This is a genomic window from Amycolatopsis sp. NBC_00355 (assembly GCF_036104975.1).
Taxonomy (GTDB): Bacteria; Actinomycetota; Actinomycetes; order Mycobacteriales; family Pseudonocardiaceae; genus Amycolatopsis.
This window is the reverse complement of sequence record NZ_CP107982.1, coordinates 5,096,272-5,110,746: the sequence shown is the minus strand read 5'-3', so window position 1 is coordinate 5,110,746 and position 14,475 is coordinate 5,096,272. Positions and strand designations below refer to the sequence as shown.

The window sequence follows — 14,475 nt, the reverse complement described above, 5'->3', positions numbered from 1 at the left end:
ATAGCGTGTCGCGGGTGACCCCGACCCCGCGAGCGTGACGCACCCGTGCCGCCCACATCCGGTCTTCTCCCGATCCGGGAATACATCCTCGTCGCGCTGACCGCGACGGCCGTGACCTACCTGCTGACCGGCGTCGTGCGCCGGATCGCGATCCGCGTCGGCGCGATCGCGAACCCCCGCGCGCGCGACGTGCACGTCGCGCCGATCCCGCGCATGGGCGGGATCGGCATCTACCTCGGGGTCGCCGCGGCGATGGGCCTGGCCCACCAGCTGCCCGCGCTGTCGCACGGCTTCGACGCCTCGTTCGACTCGGTCGGCGTGCTGCTCGCCGCCGGCGTCATCTCGCTGATCGGCGCGCTCGACGACCGGTTCGAGCTCGACGCCTGGACGAAACTGGCCGGCCAGGTGATGTGCGCCGGGATCCTGGTCATCTTCGGCGTGCAGTGGGTGTCGTTCTGGGTGCCGTGGGGCGGCACCGGCGCGTCGTTCGGCTCGGTGCTGGTGCTCGACAAGAACCAGGGCGCGCTGCTCACCGTCGTGATGGTCGTCGTGATGGTCAACGCGATGAACTTCGTCGACGGCCTCGACGGCCTGGCCGGCGGCCTCGGCTTCATCGCGGCGGCGGCCACCTGCGCGTTTTCGCTGGGCCTGCTCGACAGCTCCGGCGGCGACGTCGGCACCTACCCGCCGGCGCTGATCGCGGCCACCCTCGCCGGCGCGTGTCTGGGGTTCCTGCCGTACAACTTCCAGCCCGCCAAGATATTCATGGGCGACTCGGGCTCGATGATGATCGGCCTGATGCTCGCGGGCGCGACGACGTCGGCGTCCGGGCGCGTGCCCTACCCGCAGTTCAGCGGCAAGGACGCGATCGCGCTGCTGTCCCCGCTGGTGGTCGTGGCGGCGGTGCTGTTCGTCCCGCTGCTGGACCTGATCATGGCGGTCGTCCGCCGCACCCGCCGCGGCGAAAGCCCGTTCGCGGCGGACAAGATGCACCTGCACCACCGCCTCCTGGAGATCGGCCACTCCCAGCGCCGGGCCGTGCTGCTCATCTACTTGTGGGCCGGCATCCTGGCGTTCGGCGCGGTCTCGGTGACTCTGTTCAACGACGCGGCGGCCCTCTGGATCATCGGCGTCGGCCTGGTGTTCGCGGTGGGGGTCTCGATCATCCCGCGGCTGCGCTCGCGCCACCAGCCGCGTACCTAGTCCGCAGGGGTCTCTACACTCGGGTGTTGAACCGAGCAGGGAGCCAGTTGTGAGCGAGACCGAGACTTCGACCGAAGCGCAGGAGAACCCGCACGCCAAGGTGGTGCTGCAGGCGGCCCGCGCCATGACGAAGGCTTCGCTGCTGGTGACCCCGCCGGCGGTGCTCGTCTGCATCGTGCTCTTCAGCATCCTCAACGGCATGCCGGGTTTCTGGGGCTCGCTCGTCGGCGGGGCGCTGGCGATGCTGGCGTCGCTCTCGACGCTGGGCATGATGCGCTTCAGCGCCGGCCAGGACCCGATGTTCGTCATGGTGATCGCGCTCGGCGGGTACGTCGTCAAGGTCGTCCTGCTGTTCGGCGCGCTGACGCTGCTGAAGGGCGTCACGGCGCTGCACCCGATGTCGCTCGGCATCACCATGATCGTGGCCATCCTGCTGGCCGCCGCGGCCGAGTTCGCCGCCTTCCGCAAGACCAAGATCCCGACGATCATCCCCTCCTGAGCCCGGTCCGTTTTGCCGGGGAGTTCCGTTACCCACGGTGAACCGGCCTGCGGCCACCTGAGTGTGACCGGCGTCACGGGCGTGCGCTTTCGCGCGGCTCTCGAAACGGGTCCCGGACGGCTCGCCTGCGACGTTCCCGGGAGGGTCCCGGCCCCCGCCGGACCTGGGTCCCGGGTCGACCCGGGACCTAAGTCCTGGGCTGATCGGTGGGTATGGAGTACGCGTGTACGGCACTGATTGACCTGCTGGTATGGTCCGCGTCAAGGGTGGCGGCCTCGGCCGCGCGCTTCCTGAGACGAACCGCGATCAGCAGTGTGGCGACCGTGTAGTTCCGCCTTCCGCCGCTGGTCCGAAGTAGACCGCAGGGCAGTGTTCACGCGAGACAACCCCGTGTGCAGAACGTGAAGCCGTGTTCATCGCACAGTGGGGCAGCCGCCTCCGACGTCCCGATGCGTATCGGGTACGTTAAGTCCAGATCGTGACGATTCCCCCGGCGGAGTGAACGCCGGCCGGGAGAACCGGAAGGAGCCCAGTGGGCGCGCTGGTATTGGCCGAGGGTGCGGTGTTCGCACCGCCCGGTGCCGGAAGCTTCGAGTTGCCGCCGCTGTTCGGCGGGGTTACCAAGCCGATGGTGCTCGTCGTGCTCTCGGTGGTCATCATCGCGGCGTACTTCCTGCTGGCGACCCGCAAGCTGAAGGTCGTTCCGAGCAAAGGGCAGTTCGTCGCTGAGTCCATCTACGACTTCAGCCGCAACAACATCGCGCGCGAGCAGATCGGCTCGAAGGACTTCAAGCCGTACGTGCCGCTCGTTTTCTCGTTGTTCACCTTCGTGCTGGTGAACAACCTCTACGGGATCATCCCCGTCCTGCAGTTCCCGACCATGGCGCGCTTCGGTTTCCCCGTCGCGCTGGCGGTCCTCGTGGTCTACCCGGTCTACCACTACGCCGGCTTCAAGCGGCACGGTTTCGCCGGGTACTTCAAGAAGGAACTCGCACCGCCGGGCGTGCCCAAGGCGGTGCTGCCGCTCTTCTCGCTGATCGAGTTCGCGGAGAAGTTCTTCCTCAACCCGCTCACGCTCGCCATCCGTGTTTTCGCCGCCATGTTCGCCGGCCACCTCATCCTGGCCGTGTTCACTCTCGGCGGCACCTTCCTGCTGACCGAGACGTCGGGCTGGGCGCTGAAGCCGGTTTCGCTGGTGGCGTGGATCTTCGCCATCGGGATGACTTTCCTCGAGGCCTTCATCCAGGTGCTGCAGGCCTACATCTTCGCCCTGCTGTCGGCCGGGTACATCGGCGCCGCGCTGGCGTCGGAGCACTGAGAAACACACAAGCCCCCGATTCACGCGAGCGCGTGGACCGAAGTGAAGGGAAATGCACGTGAGCAACATCGTTCTGGCCCAGGCCGCCGAAGCCGCCGTCAACATCAACCCCGGCCTCGCCGCCATCGGTTACGGCCTCGGCGCGATCGGCCCGGGCATCGGTGTGGGTCTGATCTTCGCCGCCGTCATCAACGGCACCGCGCGTCAGCCGGAGGCCCAGGGCAAGCTGCAGGGCATCGGCTTCTCGACCTTCGTGCTGACCGAGGTTCTGGCCCTGATCGGCATCGTCATCTACTTCATCGCCTCCGCCGCCTGAGTCAGCAGCTCATCGCTTAAGGAGACGCCGTGCTGAAGAGTGCAATGCTCCTCGCCGCTGAAGGCGAGACGCACAACCCGATCATCCCCGACATCTCGGAGCTGATCCTCGGCATCGTCGCCTTCCTGATCCTGCTGTTCATCCTCAAGAAGTACGTCGTCCCTCGCTTCGAGGCCGCGTACGAAGAGCGTGCGCAGAAGATCGAGGGTGGCATCGAGAAGGCCGAAAAGGCCCAGGCCGAAGCCGAAGCCGCGCTGGCGCAGTACCAGGCGCAGCTGAAGGAAGCCCGGAGCGAGGCCGCGAAGATCCGTGACGACGCGCGGCTCGAAGCCGAGCAGATCAAGGCGGAACTGCGGGCCGACGCCGAGGCGGAGTCCCAGCGGATCGTCGCCCAGGGCCAGGCTCAGCTGCAGGCCCAGAAGGCGCAGATCATCGCCGAGCTGCGGGCCGACATGGGCCGCAACGCCGTGGAGCTGGCCAGCCGCATCGTCGGCGAGTCGCTCGAAGACGAGGCGCGCCGTCGTGGCACCGTCGACCGGTTCCTCGCGGAGCTGGACACCGCCGGTGCCGCTGGTGGAGCGGGGAAGTAGACCGGAATGACGCTGCATGCTGCGAGCCGTGAAGCGCTCGGCCTCGCCGAGGAACGCCTCGGCGAGGTTCTGGCCGACGCGGGAGCCGACGCGGCCACGGTCGGCGACGAGCTGCTCTCGGTCGTCGACCTGCTGGACCGGGAGATCGGTCTGCGCCGGGCGGTGAGTGACGCCTCGGCGACGCCGGAGTCGCGCACCACGCTGGTGCGCCGGCTGTTCGACGGCAAGCTGTCCGAGCCGGCCCTGAAGGTGCTCGACGCCGTGGCGGGCAGCCGCTGGTCCAGCCCTCGTCAGCTGGTCGACGGGCTCGAGTCGCTCGGTCACTCCGCGCTGCTCACCGCCGCCGAGAAGACCGGCAACATCGACGCCGTCGAGACCCAGCTGTTCCAGGTCTCGCGCGTCGTGGCCAACCACCCGGAGCTCGAGACCGCCCTGGCGGACCTGGCCGGTCCCGCCGACGCCAAGCGGTCGCTGGTGCGCGGGCTGTTCGCCGACAAGGTGGACGTGGTCACCGAGACCCTCGTCGAGCAGGTCGTCCGCCGGGCCAAGGGCCGCGGTGTCGGCGCCGGGCTCGACGCGCTGGTCAAGCTGGCCGCGGAACGCCGTCAGCGCTCGGTCGCCTACGTGACCAGCGCGAGCCCCCTGACCGACGAGCAGACCGCCCAGCTGGGTGCGAAGCTCGACACCATCTACGGGCGGTCGATCGCGCTGCACGTCGAGGTCGATCCCAGTCTCGGCGGCGGGCTCGTCGTCCGCGTCGGCGACGAGATCATCGACGGGAGCGCGGCGGGTCAGCTCGCTGCCCTGCGCAGGCGGCTGGCCCGGGCCTAGTCCCCGGCCACACAAGACTTTGCATACTGGCAAGAACGAAGCGAGAGCGGGAAAGACATGGCCGAGCTGACGATCTCCTCGGATGAGATCCGTAGCGCGATCGAGAACTACGTCTCGAGTTACGCCCCGGACGTGAGCCGGGAAGAAGTTGGCGTCGTGATCGACGCGGGTGACGGTATCGCCCACGTCGAGGGCCTCCCCTCGGCCATGGCCAACGAGCTGCTCGAGTTCCCCGGCGGCGTCCTGGGCGTCGCACTGAACCTGGACGCGCGCTCCATCGGTGCCGCGATCCTCGGCGACTTCGAAAGCATCGAAGAGGGCCAGCAGGTCAAGCGCACCGGCCAGGTCCTGTCGGTGCCGGTCGGCGACGGCTACCTCGGCCGTGTCGTCAACCCGCTGGGCGCCCCGATCGACGGCCTCGGCGACATCGAGACCGTCGACCGCCGTCCGCTGGAGGTCAAGGCCGCTTCGGTGGTCGAGCGCCAGCCGGTGTCGGAGCCGCTGCAGACCGGCATCACCGCCATCGACGCGATGACCCCGATCGGGCGCGGCCAGCGCCAGCTGATCATCGGTGACCGCAAGACGGGCAAGACCGCCGTCGCCGTGGACACGATCATCAACCAGAAGTCCAACTGGGACACCGGCGACGAGAAGAAGCAGGTCCGCTGCATCTACGTCGCGATCGGCCAGAAGGGCTCCACGATCGCCGCGGTCAAGAAGTCCCTCGAGGACGCGGGCGCGATGGAGTACACCACCATCGTCGCCGCGCCGGCATCGGACTCCGCCGGCTTCAAGTGGATCGCCCCGTACACCGGCTCGGCCATCGGCCAGCACTGGATGTTCGAGGGCAAGCACGTCCTCATCGTGTTCGACGACCTGACCAAGCAGGCTGACGCGTACCGCGCGATCTCGCTGCTGCTGCGTCGCCCGCCGGGCCGCGAAGCCTTCCCCGGCGACGTCTTCTACTTGCACTCCCGTCTCCTCGAGCGGTGCGCGAAGCTCTCGGACGAGCTGGGCGCCGGCTCGCTGACCGGGCTGCCGATCATCGAGACGAAGGCCAACGACGTGTCGGCCTACATCCCGACGAACGTCATCTCGATCACCGACGGCCAGTGCTTCTTCCAGTCGGACCTGTTCAACGCCGGCCAGCGCCCGGCCATCGACGTGGGTATCTCGGTTTCCCGCGTGGGTGGTGCCGCGCAGGTCAAGGCGATGAAGTCGGTCTCCGGCTCGCTGCGCATCGACCTGTCCCAGTACCGCGAGCTGGAGGCGTTCGCCGCCTTCGCCTCGGACCTCGACGACGCCTCCAAGGCGCAGCTCGAGCGCGGTGCCCGGCTGTACGAGGTGCTCAAGCAGCCGCAGTACTCGCCGATCCCGGTCGAGGAGCAGGTCTGCACGGTGTGGCTGGGCACGAACGGCCACTACGACTCGGTCCCGACCGAGGACGTGCGCCGCTTCAACCACGAGTTCCTCGACTCGGCCCGCCGCAAGCACGACGACGTCCTGGGCGCGATCCGCGACTCCGGGAAGTTCGAGGACGCGACCGCCGACAAGCTGGTCGCCGCGGTGAACGAGTTCAAGAAGGAGTTCACCACCTCCGACGGCAACGCCCTGGTCGGGGCCGACGCCGACGCGATGGACGCCGACAAGGTCGGGCAGGAGACCGTCAAGGTCAACAAGCCCGCCCCGAAGAAGTGAGCTGATAGCTCATGGCCGCACAACTCCGGGAACTCCGGTCGCGCATCAAGGCGACCAAGTCGATCGGCAAGATCACCAAGGCGATGGAGCTCATCGCCACCGCGCGCATCACCAAGGCGCGGGCGAAGGTCGCCGCTTCCCGGCCGTACGCCGACGAGATCACCAAGGTGCTCTCGGCGCTGGCCGGTGCGGCGGCCAACCTCGACCACCCGCTGCTGGTCGAGCGCCCGAACCCGAAGCGGGCCGCTGTCCTGGTCGTGACCAGTGACAAGGGCCAGTGCGGTGGCTACAACTCCAACGTGCTGCGCGCGACCGAAGAGCTGCTTTCCCTGCTCCGCAAAGAGGGCAAGGAAGCTCAGGTCTACGTCACCGGCAACAAGGGCCTGAACTACTACCGGTTCCGCAACCGCGAGGTGGCGGACGGCTGGACGGGCTTCTCCGACCAGCCGAACTACGCCGCCGCGGTCGAGGCGGCGGAGACGCTGGTCGAGTCGTTCATGGCCGGCGTCGACGACGCGCAGGGCAACGCCGACGGCATCGAAGGTGTCGACGAGATCCACATCGTCTACACCGAGTTCGTGTCGATGCTGACGCAGCGGCCGATCGCCAAGCGCGTCGCGCCGCTCGAGGTCGAGTACTCCGAAGGGGAAGAGGAGACGCCCGCCGGGCTGCTCCCCAGCTACGAGTTCGAGCCGAGTGCCGACAAGCTGCTGGACTCGCTCCTGCCGAAGTACATCAACACGCGCATCTACTCGGCGCTGTTGGAGTCGGCGGCGTCCGAGCTGGCCGCGCGCCGGACGGCGATGAAGGCCGCTTCGGACAATGCGAACGACCTGGTCGGCAACCTGACGCGGGAGATGAACCAGGCCCGCCAGGCGCAGATCACCCAGGAGATCTCCGAAATCGTCGGTGGCGCGAACGCGCTCACCGCAGCAGGAAGTGATGATTGATGACCAGTACTGAAGCCCCGCGCGCCAAGGGGCGCATCGTGTCGGTGACCGGTCCGGTCGTCGACGTCGAGTTCCCGCGCGGTTCCGTGCCCGACCAGTTCAACGCGCTCAAGGTCGAGATCGAGTTCGAGCAGCTCCGCAAGACCGTGACGCTCGAGGTCGCCTCCCACCTGGGTGACAACCTCGTCCGCACCATTTCGCTGCAGCCGCAGGACGGTCTCGTCCGCGGTGCCGAGGTCACCGACACCGGCGGCCCGATCACCGTGCCGGTGGGCGACAAGGTCAAGGGCCACGTCTACAACGCGCTCGGCGAGTGCCTCGACGAGCCCGGCTACGGCGACGACCTCGAGCGCTGGGGCATCCACCGCAACCCGCCGTCCTTCGACCAGCTCGAAGGCAAGACGGAGATGCTGGAGACCGGCCTCAAGGTCGTCGACCTGCTCACCCCGTACGTCCAGGGTGGCAAGATCGGCCTGTTCGGCGGCGCCGGCGTCGGCAAGACGGTGCTCATCAAGGAGATGATCACCCGTGTCGCCCGGAACTTCGGTGGTACGTCGGTGTTCGCCGGGGTCGGCGAGCGCACCCGTGAGGGCAACGACCTCTTCCTGGAGATGAGCGAAGACGGCGTCATCAACGACACCGCCCTCGTGTTCGGCCAGATGGACGAGCCGCCGGGCACGCGCATGCGCGTCGCCCTGTCCGCGCTGACCATGGCGGAGTACTTCCGCGATGTGCAGAACCAGGACGTGCTGCTGTTCATCGACAACATCTTCCGGTTCACCCAGGCCGGTTCCGAGGTGTCGACCCTGCTGGGCCGGATGCCGTCGGCCGTGGGTTACCAGCCGACGCTGGCCGACGAGATGGGCCAGCTGCAGGAGCGGATCACCTCGACCCGAGGCCGGTCGATCACCTCGATGCAGGCGATCTACGTCCCCGCGGACGACTACACCGACCCGGCGCCGGCCGCGACGTTCGCCCACCTGGACGCCACCACCGAGCTTTCGCGTGGTGTCTTCCAGAAGGGCATCTTCCCGGCGGTGGACCCGCTGGCGTCGACGTCGACGATCCTCGACCCGGCCATCGTCGGTGAGGACCACTACCGCGTGGCCTCCGAGGTCATCCGGATCCTGCAGAAGTACAAGGAACTGCAGGACATCATCGCGATCCTCGGTATGGACGAGCTCTCGGAAGAGGACAAGCTCACCGTCCAGCGTGCCCGCCGGATCGAGCGCTTCCTCTCGCAGAACATGCTGGTCGCGGAGGCGTTCACGCAGATCCCGGGCTCGACGGTGCCGCTGTCGGAGACCATCGAGTCGTTCGACCGCATCGCCAAGGGTGACTTCGACCACTACCCGGAGCAGGCGTTCCTGGGTATCGGTGGCCTCGAAGACCTCGAGAAGAAGTACAAGGAAATCACCAAGAAGTGATCTCCTGACGACGGCGGGGGCAGTGTCCATTGTGGACTCGGGCCCCCGCCGTTCTCATACCGGGATACAGACCTATTACACTCGGTGGCAACACCCCGAGCGAAGGAGTGCTACGTGGCTGAGATGTCCGTGGAGCTGGTGGCCGTGGAGCGCCGTCTCTGGTCGGGTACCGCCACTTTCGTGGTGGCCCAGACCACCGAGGGCGAGATCGGCATCATGGCCGGTCACGAGCCCGTGCTCGGGCAGCTCGTCGAGGGTGGCGTGGTCAAGGTGACGACCACCGACGGCGAGACGGTGTGTGCGGCCGTGCACGGCGGTTTCCTGTCGGTCACCGGCACCGGGGTGAGCATCCTCGCCGAAAGCGCCGAGCTTTCCGACGAAATCGACGTCGACGCGGCCAAGGCGGCCCTGACCGCCGACGACGAGACCGAGCGGACCAGGGCTACGGCCCAGCTCCGCGCCGCAGGTCAGTCGGTCTGAGCGAGCGACGGGCAGGAGCCGGGCCGTGCAGATCACCGTGGTGGTACTCGGGCTCCTGATCGTGCTCGCCGTGCTGGTCGGCTGGTACGGCCAGCGGTGGATCCGGATGCGCCGCGGCGGGGGCGTGAGCGTCGCGCTGCGGTGGCGTCCGGACAACGCGCGGGCCAGCTGGCACCTGGGGCTCGGCCGCTACGAGGGTGACGAGTTCGTCTGGTACCGGGTGTGGAGCCTGCGCTCCGGCCCGGACCGCGTGTTCCAGCGCGCGAGCATGCAGATCGCCGACCGCCGTGACCCCTCCGGCACCGAGGCCTACGCCGTTCCCGAAGGCGCCATCGTGCTGCGCTGCGAGTCCGAGACGCAGGAGGCGATCGAGATCGCCATGGGACCGGGTGCGCTCACCGGCTTCCTCTCCTGGCTCGAATCGGCCCCGCCCGGGCGCCGTCTCCCGCGCGCTTCCTGACCCGGTTGTCTCAAACCGAGACAGCCGGCCCGGCCGTTTTGGCCTACGGTTGAACGCATGATCTTCATCGTGGTCAAGTTCCCGGTCAAACCGGAGCACGCGGAAGCCTGGCCGGACATCGTGGCGGACTACACCGAGAACACCCGGGCCGAAGCGGGCAACCGGTTCTTCGAGTGGTCCCGCAGCCTCGAGGACACGAACACGTACGTGCTGGTCGAGGGCTTCGAAGGCCAGGACGCCGCCGTCGCGCACGTCGGCTCCGACCACTTCAAGTGGGCGGTCGCGAACCTGGGTGCCTACATCTCGGACAACCCGCGGATCATCAACGTCCAGGACGCCTCCGACTGGGGCCCGATGGCGGAGATCGCCCCCCACTAAACTGGGGTTCGTGACCCTCGTCGACATCCCCGGCTCCAAGTCCGTCACCGCCCGAGGCCTGTTCCTGGCCGCCGCCGCGCGCGGCACCACCGTGCTCGGCCGTCCGCTGCATTCGGACGACACGGAGGGCTTCGCCGAGGGGCTCGTGAAGCTCGGCTACCAGGTCGACCGGCAGCCGGACGCCTGGACGATCGAGGGCCGGCCGTCGGGGCCGGGTGTGGCGTCCGCCGACGTCTTCTGCCGCGACGGCGCCACCACGGCCCGCTTCCTGCCCGCGCTCGCCGCGGCCGGCACCGGCACGTTCCACTTCGACGCCTCCGACCAGATGCGCCGCCGTCCGCTGGGGCCGCTGACCGACGCGCTGCAGGAGCTGGGCGTCGACCTGACCTTCGAGGGCGAGCCGGGGCACCACCCGCTGACCGTCCGCGCGAACGGCGTCAAGGGCGGCGACCTGACCCTGGACGCGGGGCTCTCGTCGCAGTTCCTGACCGCGTTGCTGCTGCTCGGGCCGCTGACCGCGGAGGGGCTGCGGATCACGGTGACCGACCTCGTGTCGGTGCCGTACGTCGAGATCACGCTGGAGATGATGCGGCGCTTCGGCGTCGACGTCCGCCGTGAGGGCAAGACGTTCGTCGTCCCGCCGCAGCCGTACCAGGCGTGCGACTACCCGGTGGAGCCCGACGCGTCGACGGCCAGCTACTTCCTGGCCGCGGCGGCGGTCACCGGTCGCACAGTGACGATCCCCGGCCTGGGAACGACGGCCCTGCAGGGCGACGTCCGGTTCGTGGACGTCCTCGAGCGGATGGGCGCCCACGTGCAGCTGGAAGAGGACTCGGTGACGGTCGCGGGCCCGTCGGAGGGCCTGCGCGGTGTCACGGTGAACATGCGCGACATCTCCGACACGGTCCCGACGCTGGCGGCGATCGCGCCGTTCGCGGCCGGGCCGGTGCGCATCGAGGACGTCTACAACACGCGGATCAAGGAGTGCGACCGCCTGGACGCGTGCGAGGAGAACCTGCGCGCGCTCGGGGTGGGCGTCGAGACCGGCCGCGACTGGATCGAGATCCAGCCGGGCGCGCCCACCGGCGCGCTGATCAAGTGCCGCCGCGACCACCGGATCGCGATGGCGTTCAGCATCACGGGCCTGCTGGCCGACGGCATCACGCTGGACGACCCGGAGTGCGTGAAGAAGACGTTCCCCGGCTTCCACCAGGCCCTGCGGTCTCTGCGGGAGAACTGGGGGATCTAGGTGTGATGTCCAGGGACGTTGTCCCGAGTTGAGGTGACCAGCGGCGGCCTGTCGTGCTGACAGGTGAAGGCCTCCGGATGTGAAGTGGAGCTGTGTAGGAACCACATCACCGCCCGGAGGCCTTCGTGTCCCACCCTAACGCCACCCTCACCCCACGCACCCGACTACGGCTCGCCCGCCTGATCGTCGAACACGGCTGGACCTGCACCGCAGCAGCGAAGATGTTCATGGTCGCGGCCAACACTGCCCGCAAGTGGGCCGAGCGCTACCGCACCGAGGGCCTGGCCGGGATGGCCGATCGCAGCTCGCGTCCGCACCACAGCCCGACCCGCACACGCGAGCCGGTGGTACGGCAGATCGTGCGGCTGCGGTGGCGGCACCGACTGGGCCCAGTCCAGATCGCCGGCCGCCTCGGCCTGCCCGCCTCGACCGTGCACGCGGTGCTGGTGCGTTGCCGGATCAACCGGTTGTCCCGGATAGACCGGGTCACCGGTGAACCGCTGCGCCGCTACGAACACGACCATCCCGGTTCGCTGATCCATGTCGATGTCACCAAGTTCGGCAACATCCCCGACGGCGGCGGACACCGCTACCTCGGCCGGCAGCAGGGAGCCCGCAACAAACGCGCCACTCCCGGCTTGCCCCGCAACGCCTACCGCAATCCCCGCACCGGCACCGCCTTCGTCCACACCGTCATCGACGATCATTCCCGGGTCGCTTACGCCGAGATCCACGCCGATGAGACCGCCGCCACCGCCACTGCGGTCCTGCACCGGGCGGTGGGCTGGTTCGCCGACCGCGGCGTCATCGTCGAACGCGTGCTCTCGGACAACGGTTCCGCCTACCGCTCTCATGCTTGGCGTGACACCTGCGCCGAGCTGCAGATCACTGCGAAACGGACCCGGCCTTACCGGCCGCAGACCAACGGCAAGATCGAGCGGTTTCACCGCACGCTGGCCGAGGGCTGGGCCTACGCCCGCTTCTATCCCTCGGAAACCCTGCGGCGGGCGGCGTTACCGGGGTGGCTGCACTTCTACAATCATCACCGACCCCACAGCTCAACCGGCGGCAAGCCGCCGGTCACCCGGCTGACCAACCTCCCCGGACATCACATCTAGGAGGGCTGCCCGCCCGGCTGCCACAGCACGTCACCCTCGGGGTTGGCCAGCCGGGCGAGGATGAACAGCAGGTCCGAGAGCCGGTTCAGGTACTTGAGCGCGATCGGGTTCGTCGTCGCCGGCTCGGCCTCGTAGAGCTCCCACGCCGAGCGCTCGGCCCGCCGCGACACCGTGCGCGCCTGGTGCAGGAACGCCGCGCCCGGGGTGCCGCCCGGCAGGATGAACGACGTCAGCTTCGGCAGGCGGTCGTTGAAGTCGTCGCACCAGCCTTCGAGCCGCTCCAGGTACTTCTCGGTGATGCGCAGCGGCGGGTACGGCGGGTCGTCCTGGATCGGCAGGCAGAGGTCGGCGCCGACGTCGAAGAGGTCGTTCTGCAGCATGCGCAGGACGTCCGTGATCTCGGCCGGCAGCGCGCCCAGCGCGACGGCCAGCCCGATGACCGAGTTGGCCTCGTCGGTGTCGGCGTAGGCGCCCAGGCGCGGGGACGTCTTGGGCACGCGCGACCCGTCGCCGAGCGCCGTCGTGCCGTTGTCGCCGACCTTGGTGTACACGCGGTTGATGCGAACGACCATGAAGCCACCATAGCGGCCCCCGCCCGGGTCGAATCCGGGCGAGAGGGCATGATTGGCGGCCATGAGCGAGCACTTCGACGTGCATGGCGGAGCCCGGCTGGTCGGCGAGGTCGACGTGGTCGGGGCCAAGAACAGCGTGCTGAAACTGATGGCCGCCGCCCTCCTCGCGGAGGGCACCACGACCATCACGAACTGCCCGCAGATCCTCGACGTCCCGCTGATGGGCGACGTGCTGCGGAGCGTCGGCTGCGAGGTCGTCATCGAGGGCGACACGGCCACCATCACCACGCCGGCCGAGCTGTCCTACCGCGCCGACTCGGCGGCGATGGGCAAGCTGCGCGCGTCCGTCTGCGTGCTGGGACCGCTGGTCGGCCGGCTGAAGCAGGCCGTCGTGGCGCTGCCGGGCGGTGACGCGATCGGCTCGCGGCCGCTGGACATGCACCAGAACGGCCTGCGCAAGCTGGGCGCGACGAGCACCATCGAGCACGGCTGCGTCGTCGCGAAGGCCGAGACGCTGGTCGGCGCGCAGATCTGGCTGGACTTCCCGAGCGTCGGCGCGACCGAGAACATCCTGATGGCCGCGGTGCTGGCCGAGGGCACCACGGTGATCGACAACTGCGCGCGTGAGCCCGAGATCGTCGACATCTGCACGATGCTCGTGGAGATGGGCGCGAAGGTCGAGGGCGCCGGGACGTCGACGCTGACCGTGCACGGCGTGGAGCAGCTGCACCCGACCCAGCACAGTGTGATCGGCGACCGGATCGTGGGCGCGACCTGGGCGTTCGCGGCGTCGATGACCCGCGGCGACCTGACCGTGCGCGGCGTCAACCCGCACCACCTCGACCTGGTGCTCGACAAGCTCCAGCTGGCCGGCGCCGAAGTCACCACCTTCGGGGACAAGGGTTTCCGCATCGTGCAGGCCGAACGGCCGCAGGCGGTCGACTGGGTCACGCTGCCCTACCCCGGTTTCGCGACCGACCTGCAGCCGTTCGCGGTCGCGCTGTCGGCGGTGTCCGAGGGCACCTCGATGATCACCGAGAACGTCTACGAGGCGCGGTTCCGGTTCATCGAGGAGATGATCCGGCTTTCGGGCGACACCCGCACCGACGGCCACCACGCGGTGGTCCGCGGCGTCGAACGGCTCTCCAGCGCGCCGGTCTGGGCGTCGGACATCCGCGCGGGCGCCGGGCTGGTGCTGGCCGGGCTGTGCGCGGACGGCGTCACCGAGGTCTGGGACGTCTTCCACATCGACCGCGGCTACCCGCACTTCGTCGAGAACCTGAACCGCCTGGGCGCGCGCATCGAGCGCGTCAGCGGCGAGCCGGCCCGCACGTAGTCCGTGAATGGCACATCGAGGGACTCAGAGTCCCTCGATGTGCCATTCAC

Annotated in this window: 16 protein-coding genes; 15 read left to right on the top strand and 1 reads right to left on the bottom strand. The window is 68.8% G+C overall.

Annotated elements, in window-relative coordinates; all coding sequences use genetic code 11:
* Positions 1-45 precede the first annotated feature (45 nt).
* From OHS18_RS22700 to OHS18_RS22635, 14 genes are all read left to right on the top strand, one after another.
* The gene (locus tag OHS18_RS22700; RefSeq protein WP_328618413.1) at positions 46-1,203 is read left to right on the top strand and encodes a glycosyltransferase family 4 protein; all 1,158 of its coding nucleotides are present in this window, start codon (positions 46-48) and stop codon (positions 1,201-1,203) included.
* A 49-nt stretch (positions 1,204-1,252) separates the two neighbouring features.
* Entirely contained in the window at positions 1,253-1,702 is a 450-nt protein-coding gene (locus OHS18_RS22695) for a hypothetical protein (protein ID WP_328449525.1), read from the top strand.
* Positions 1,703-2,234: 532 nt separating this feature from the next.
* Positions 2,235-3,020 carry a F0F1 ATP synthase subunit A gene (gene atpB / locus OHS18_RS22690; protein ID WP_328449527.1) on the top strand — a complete coding sequence of 262 codons (786 nt, stop codon included), beginning with the start codon at positions 2,235-2,237 and terminating at the stop codon, positions 3,018-3,020.
* A 58-nt stretch (positions 3,021-3,078) separates the two neighbouring features.
* The gene (locus OHS18_RS22685) at positions 3,079-3,336 is read left to right on the top strand and encodes an ATP F0F1 synthase subunit C (protein ID WP_247057118.1); all 258 of its coding nucleotides are present in this window, start codon (positions 3,079-3,081) and stop codon (positions 3,334-3,336) included.
* A 44-nt stretch (positions 3,337-3,380) separates the two neighbouring features.
* A complete protein-coding gene (locus OHS18_RS22680; RefSeq protein WP_442874535.1) occupies positions 3,381-3,926 on the top strand; it encodes a F0F1 ATP synthase subunit B in 546 nt (181 codons plus the stop codon).
* Positions 3,927-3,932: 6 nt separating this feature from the next.
* Positions 3,933-4,757, top strand: a complete 825-nt coding sequence (locus OHS18_RS22675; RefSeq protein WP_328449530.1) for a F0F1 ATP synthase subunit delta — start codon at positions 3,933-3,935, stop codon at positions 4,755-4,757.
* A 57-nt stretch (positions 4,758-4,814) separates the two neighbouring features.
* On the top strand, positions 4,815-6,455 hold the full coding sequence (gene atpA / locus OHS18_RS22670; protein ID WP_328449532.1) for a F0F1 ATP synthase subunit alpha: 1,641 nt from the start codon (positions 4,815-4,817) through the stop codon (positions 6,453-6,455).
* An 11-nt stretch (positions 6,456-6,466) separates the two neighbouring features.
* Entirely contained in the window at positions 6,467-7,405 is a 939-nt protein-coding gene (locus OHS18_RS22665) for a F0F1 ATP synthase subunit gamma (protein WP_328449534.1), read from the top strand.
* Positions 7,405-8,832 (top strand): F0F1 ATP synthase subunit beta, encoded by a 1,428-nt coding sequence (gene atpD / locus OHS18_RS22660; protein ID WP_323322809.1) that lies wholly within the window; start codon positions 7,405-7,407, stop codon positions 8,830-8,832. Before OHS18_RS22665 ends, atpD begins: the two co-directional genes overlap by 1 nt.
* Before the next feature lie 114 nt (positions 8,833-8,946).
* The gene (locus tag OHS18_RS22655) at positions 8,947-9,312 is read left to right on the top strand and encodes a F0F1 ATP synthase subunit epsilon (protein ID WP_328449538.1); all 366 of its coding nucleotides are present in this window, start codon (positions 8,947-8,949) and stop codon (positions 9,310-9,312) included.
* Positions 9,313-9,337: 25 nt separating this feature from the next.
* The gene (locus tag OHS18_RS22650) at positions 9,338-9,772 is read left to right on the top strand and encodes a DUF2550 domain-containing protein (protein ID WP_328449540.1); all 435 of its coding nucleotides are present in this window, start codon (positions 9,338-9,340) and stop codon (positions 9,770-9,772) included.
* A gap of 57 nt (positions 9,773-9,829) precedes the next feature.
* Positions 9,830-10,150, top strand: coding sequence for a putative quinol monooxygenase (locus OHS18_RS22645; RefSeq protein ID WP_328449542.1), 321 nt, complete (start codon positions 9,830-9,832; stop codon positions 10,148-10,150).
* A 10-nt stretch (positions 10,151-10,160) separates the two neighbouring features.
* Positions 10,161-11,399 carry a 3-phosphoshikimate 1-carboxyvinyltransferase gene (gene aroA / locus OHS18_RS22640; RefSeq protein ID WP_328618412.1) on the top strand — a complete coding sequence of 413 codons (1,239 nt, stop codon included), beginning with the start codon at positions 10,161-10,163 and terminating at the stop codon, positions 11,397-11,399.
* 125 nt (positions 11,400-11,524) lie between these two features.
* The gene (locus tag OHS18_RS22635) at positions 11,525-12,517 is read left to right on the top strand and encodes an IS481 family transposase (protein ID WP_328618411.1); all 993 of its coding nucleotides are present in this window, start codon (positions 11,525-11,527) and stop codon (positions 12,515-12,517) included.
* On the opposite strand, the gene OHS18_RS22630 is transcribed toward OHS18_RS22635, so the two are convergent.
* Positions 12,514-13,089: a cob(I)yrinic acid a,c-diamide adenosyltransferase gene (locus OHS18_RS22630; RefSeq protein ID WP_328449546.1), complete on the bottom strand. Its 576-nt coding sequence runs from the start codon at positions 13,087-13,089 to the stop codon at positions 12,514-12,516. The two genes, OHS18_RS22635 and OHS18_RS22630, sit on opposite strands and share 4 nt — an antisense overlap.
* Before the next feature lie 61 nt (positions 13,090-13,150).
* Between OHS18_RS22630 and murA the strand changes: the two genes are divergently transcribed.
* Entirely contained in the window at positions 13,151-14,425 is a 1,275-nt protein-coding gene (gene murA, locus OHS18_RS22625) for a UDP-N-acetylglucosamine 1-carboxyvinyltransferase (protein ID WP_328449548.1), read from the top strand.
* Positions 14,426-14,475 lie beyond the last annotated feature (50 nt).

What these genes read in the sequence shown, in the direction of transcription:
- OHS18_RS22680 (WP_442874535.1), top strand. Translation starts at nt 3,381, where the DNA reads ATGCTCCTCGCCGCTGAAGGCGAGACGCACAACCCGATCATCCCCGAC.
- OHS18_RS22675 (WP_328449530.1), top strand. Translation starts at nt 3,933, where the DNA reads ATGACGCTGCATGCTGCGAGCCGTGAAGCGCTCGGCCTCGCCGAGGAA.
- atpA (WP_328449532.1), top strand. Translation starts at nt 4,815, where the DNA reads ATGGCCGAGCTGACGATCTCCTCGGATGAGATCCGTAGCGCGATCGAG.
- OHS18_RS22665 (WP_328449534.1), top strand. Translation starts at nt 6,467, where the DNA reads ATGGCCGCACAACTCCGGGAACTCCGGTCGCGCATCAAGGCGACCAAG.
- atpD (WP_323322809.1), top strand. Translation starts at nt 7,405, where the DNA reads ATGACCAGTACTGAAGCCCCGCGCGCCAAGGGGCGCATCGTGTCGGTG.
- OHS18_RS22645 (WP_328449542.1), top strand. Translation starts at nt 9,830, where the DNA reads ATGATCTTCATCGTGGTCAAGTTCCCGGTCAAACCGGAGCACGCGGAA.
- OHS18_RS22630 (WP_328449546.1), bottom strand. Translation starts at nt 13,089, where the DNA reads ATGGTCGTTCGCATCAACCGCGTGTACACCAAGGTCGGCGACAACGGC.
- murA (WP_328449548.1), top strand. Translation starts at nt 13,151, where the DNA reads ATGAGCGAGCACTTCGACGTGCATGGCGGAGCCCGGCTGGTCGGCGAG.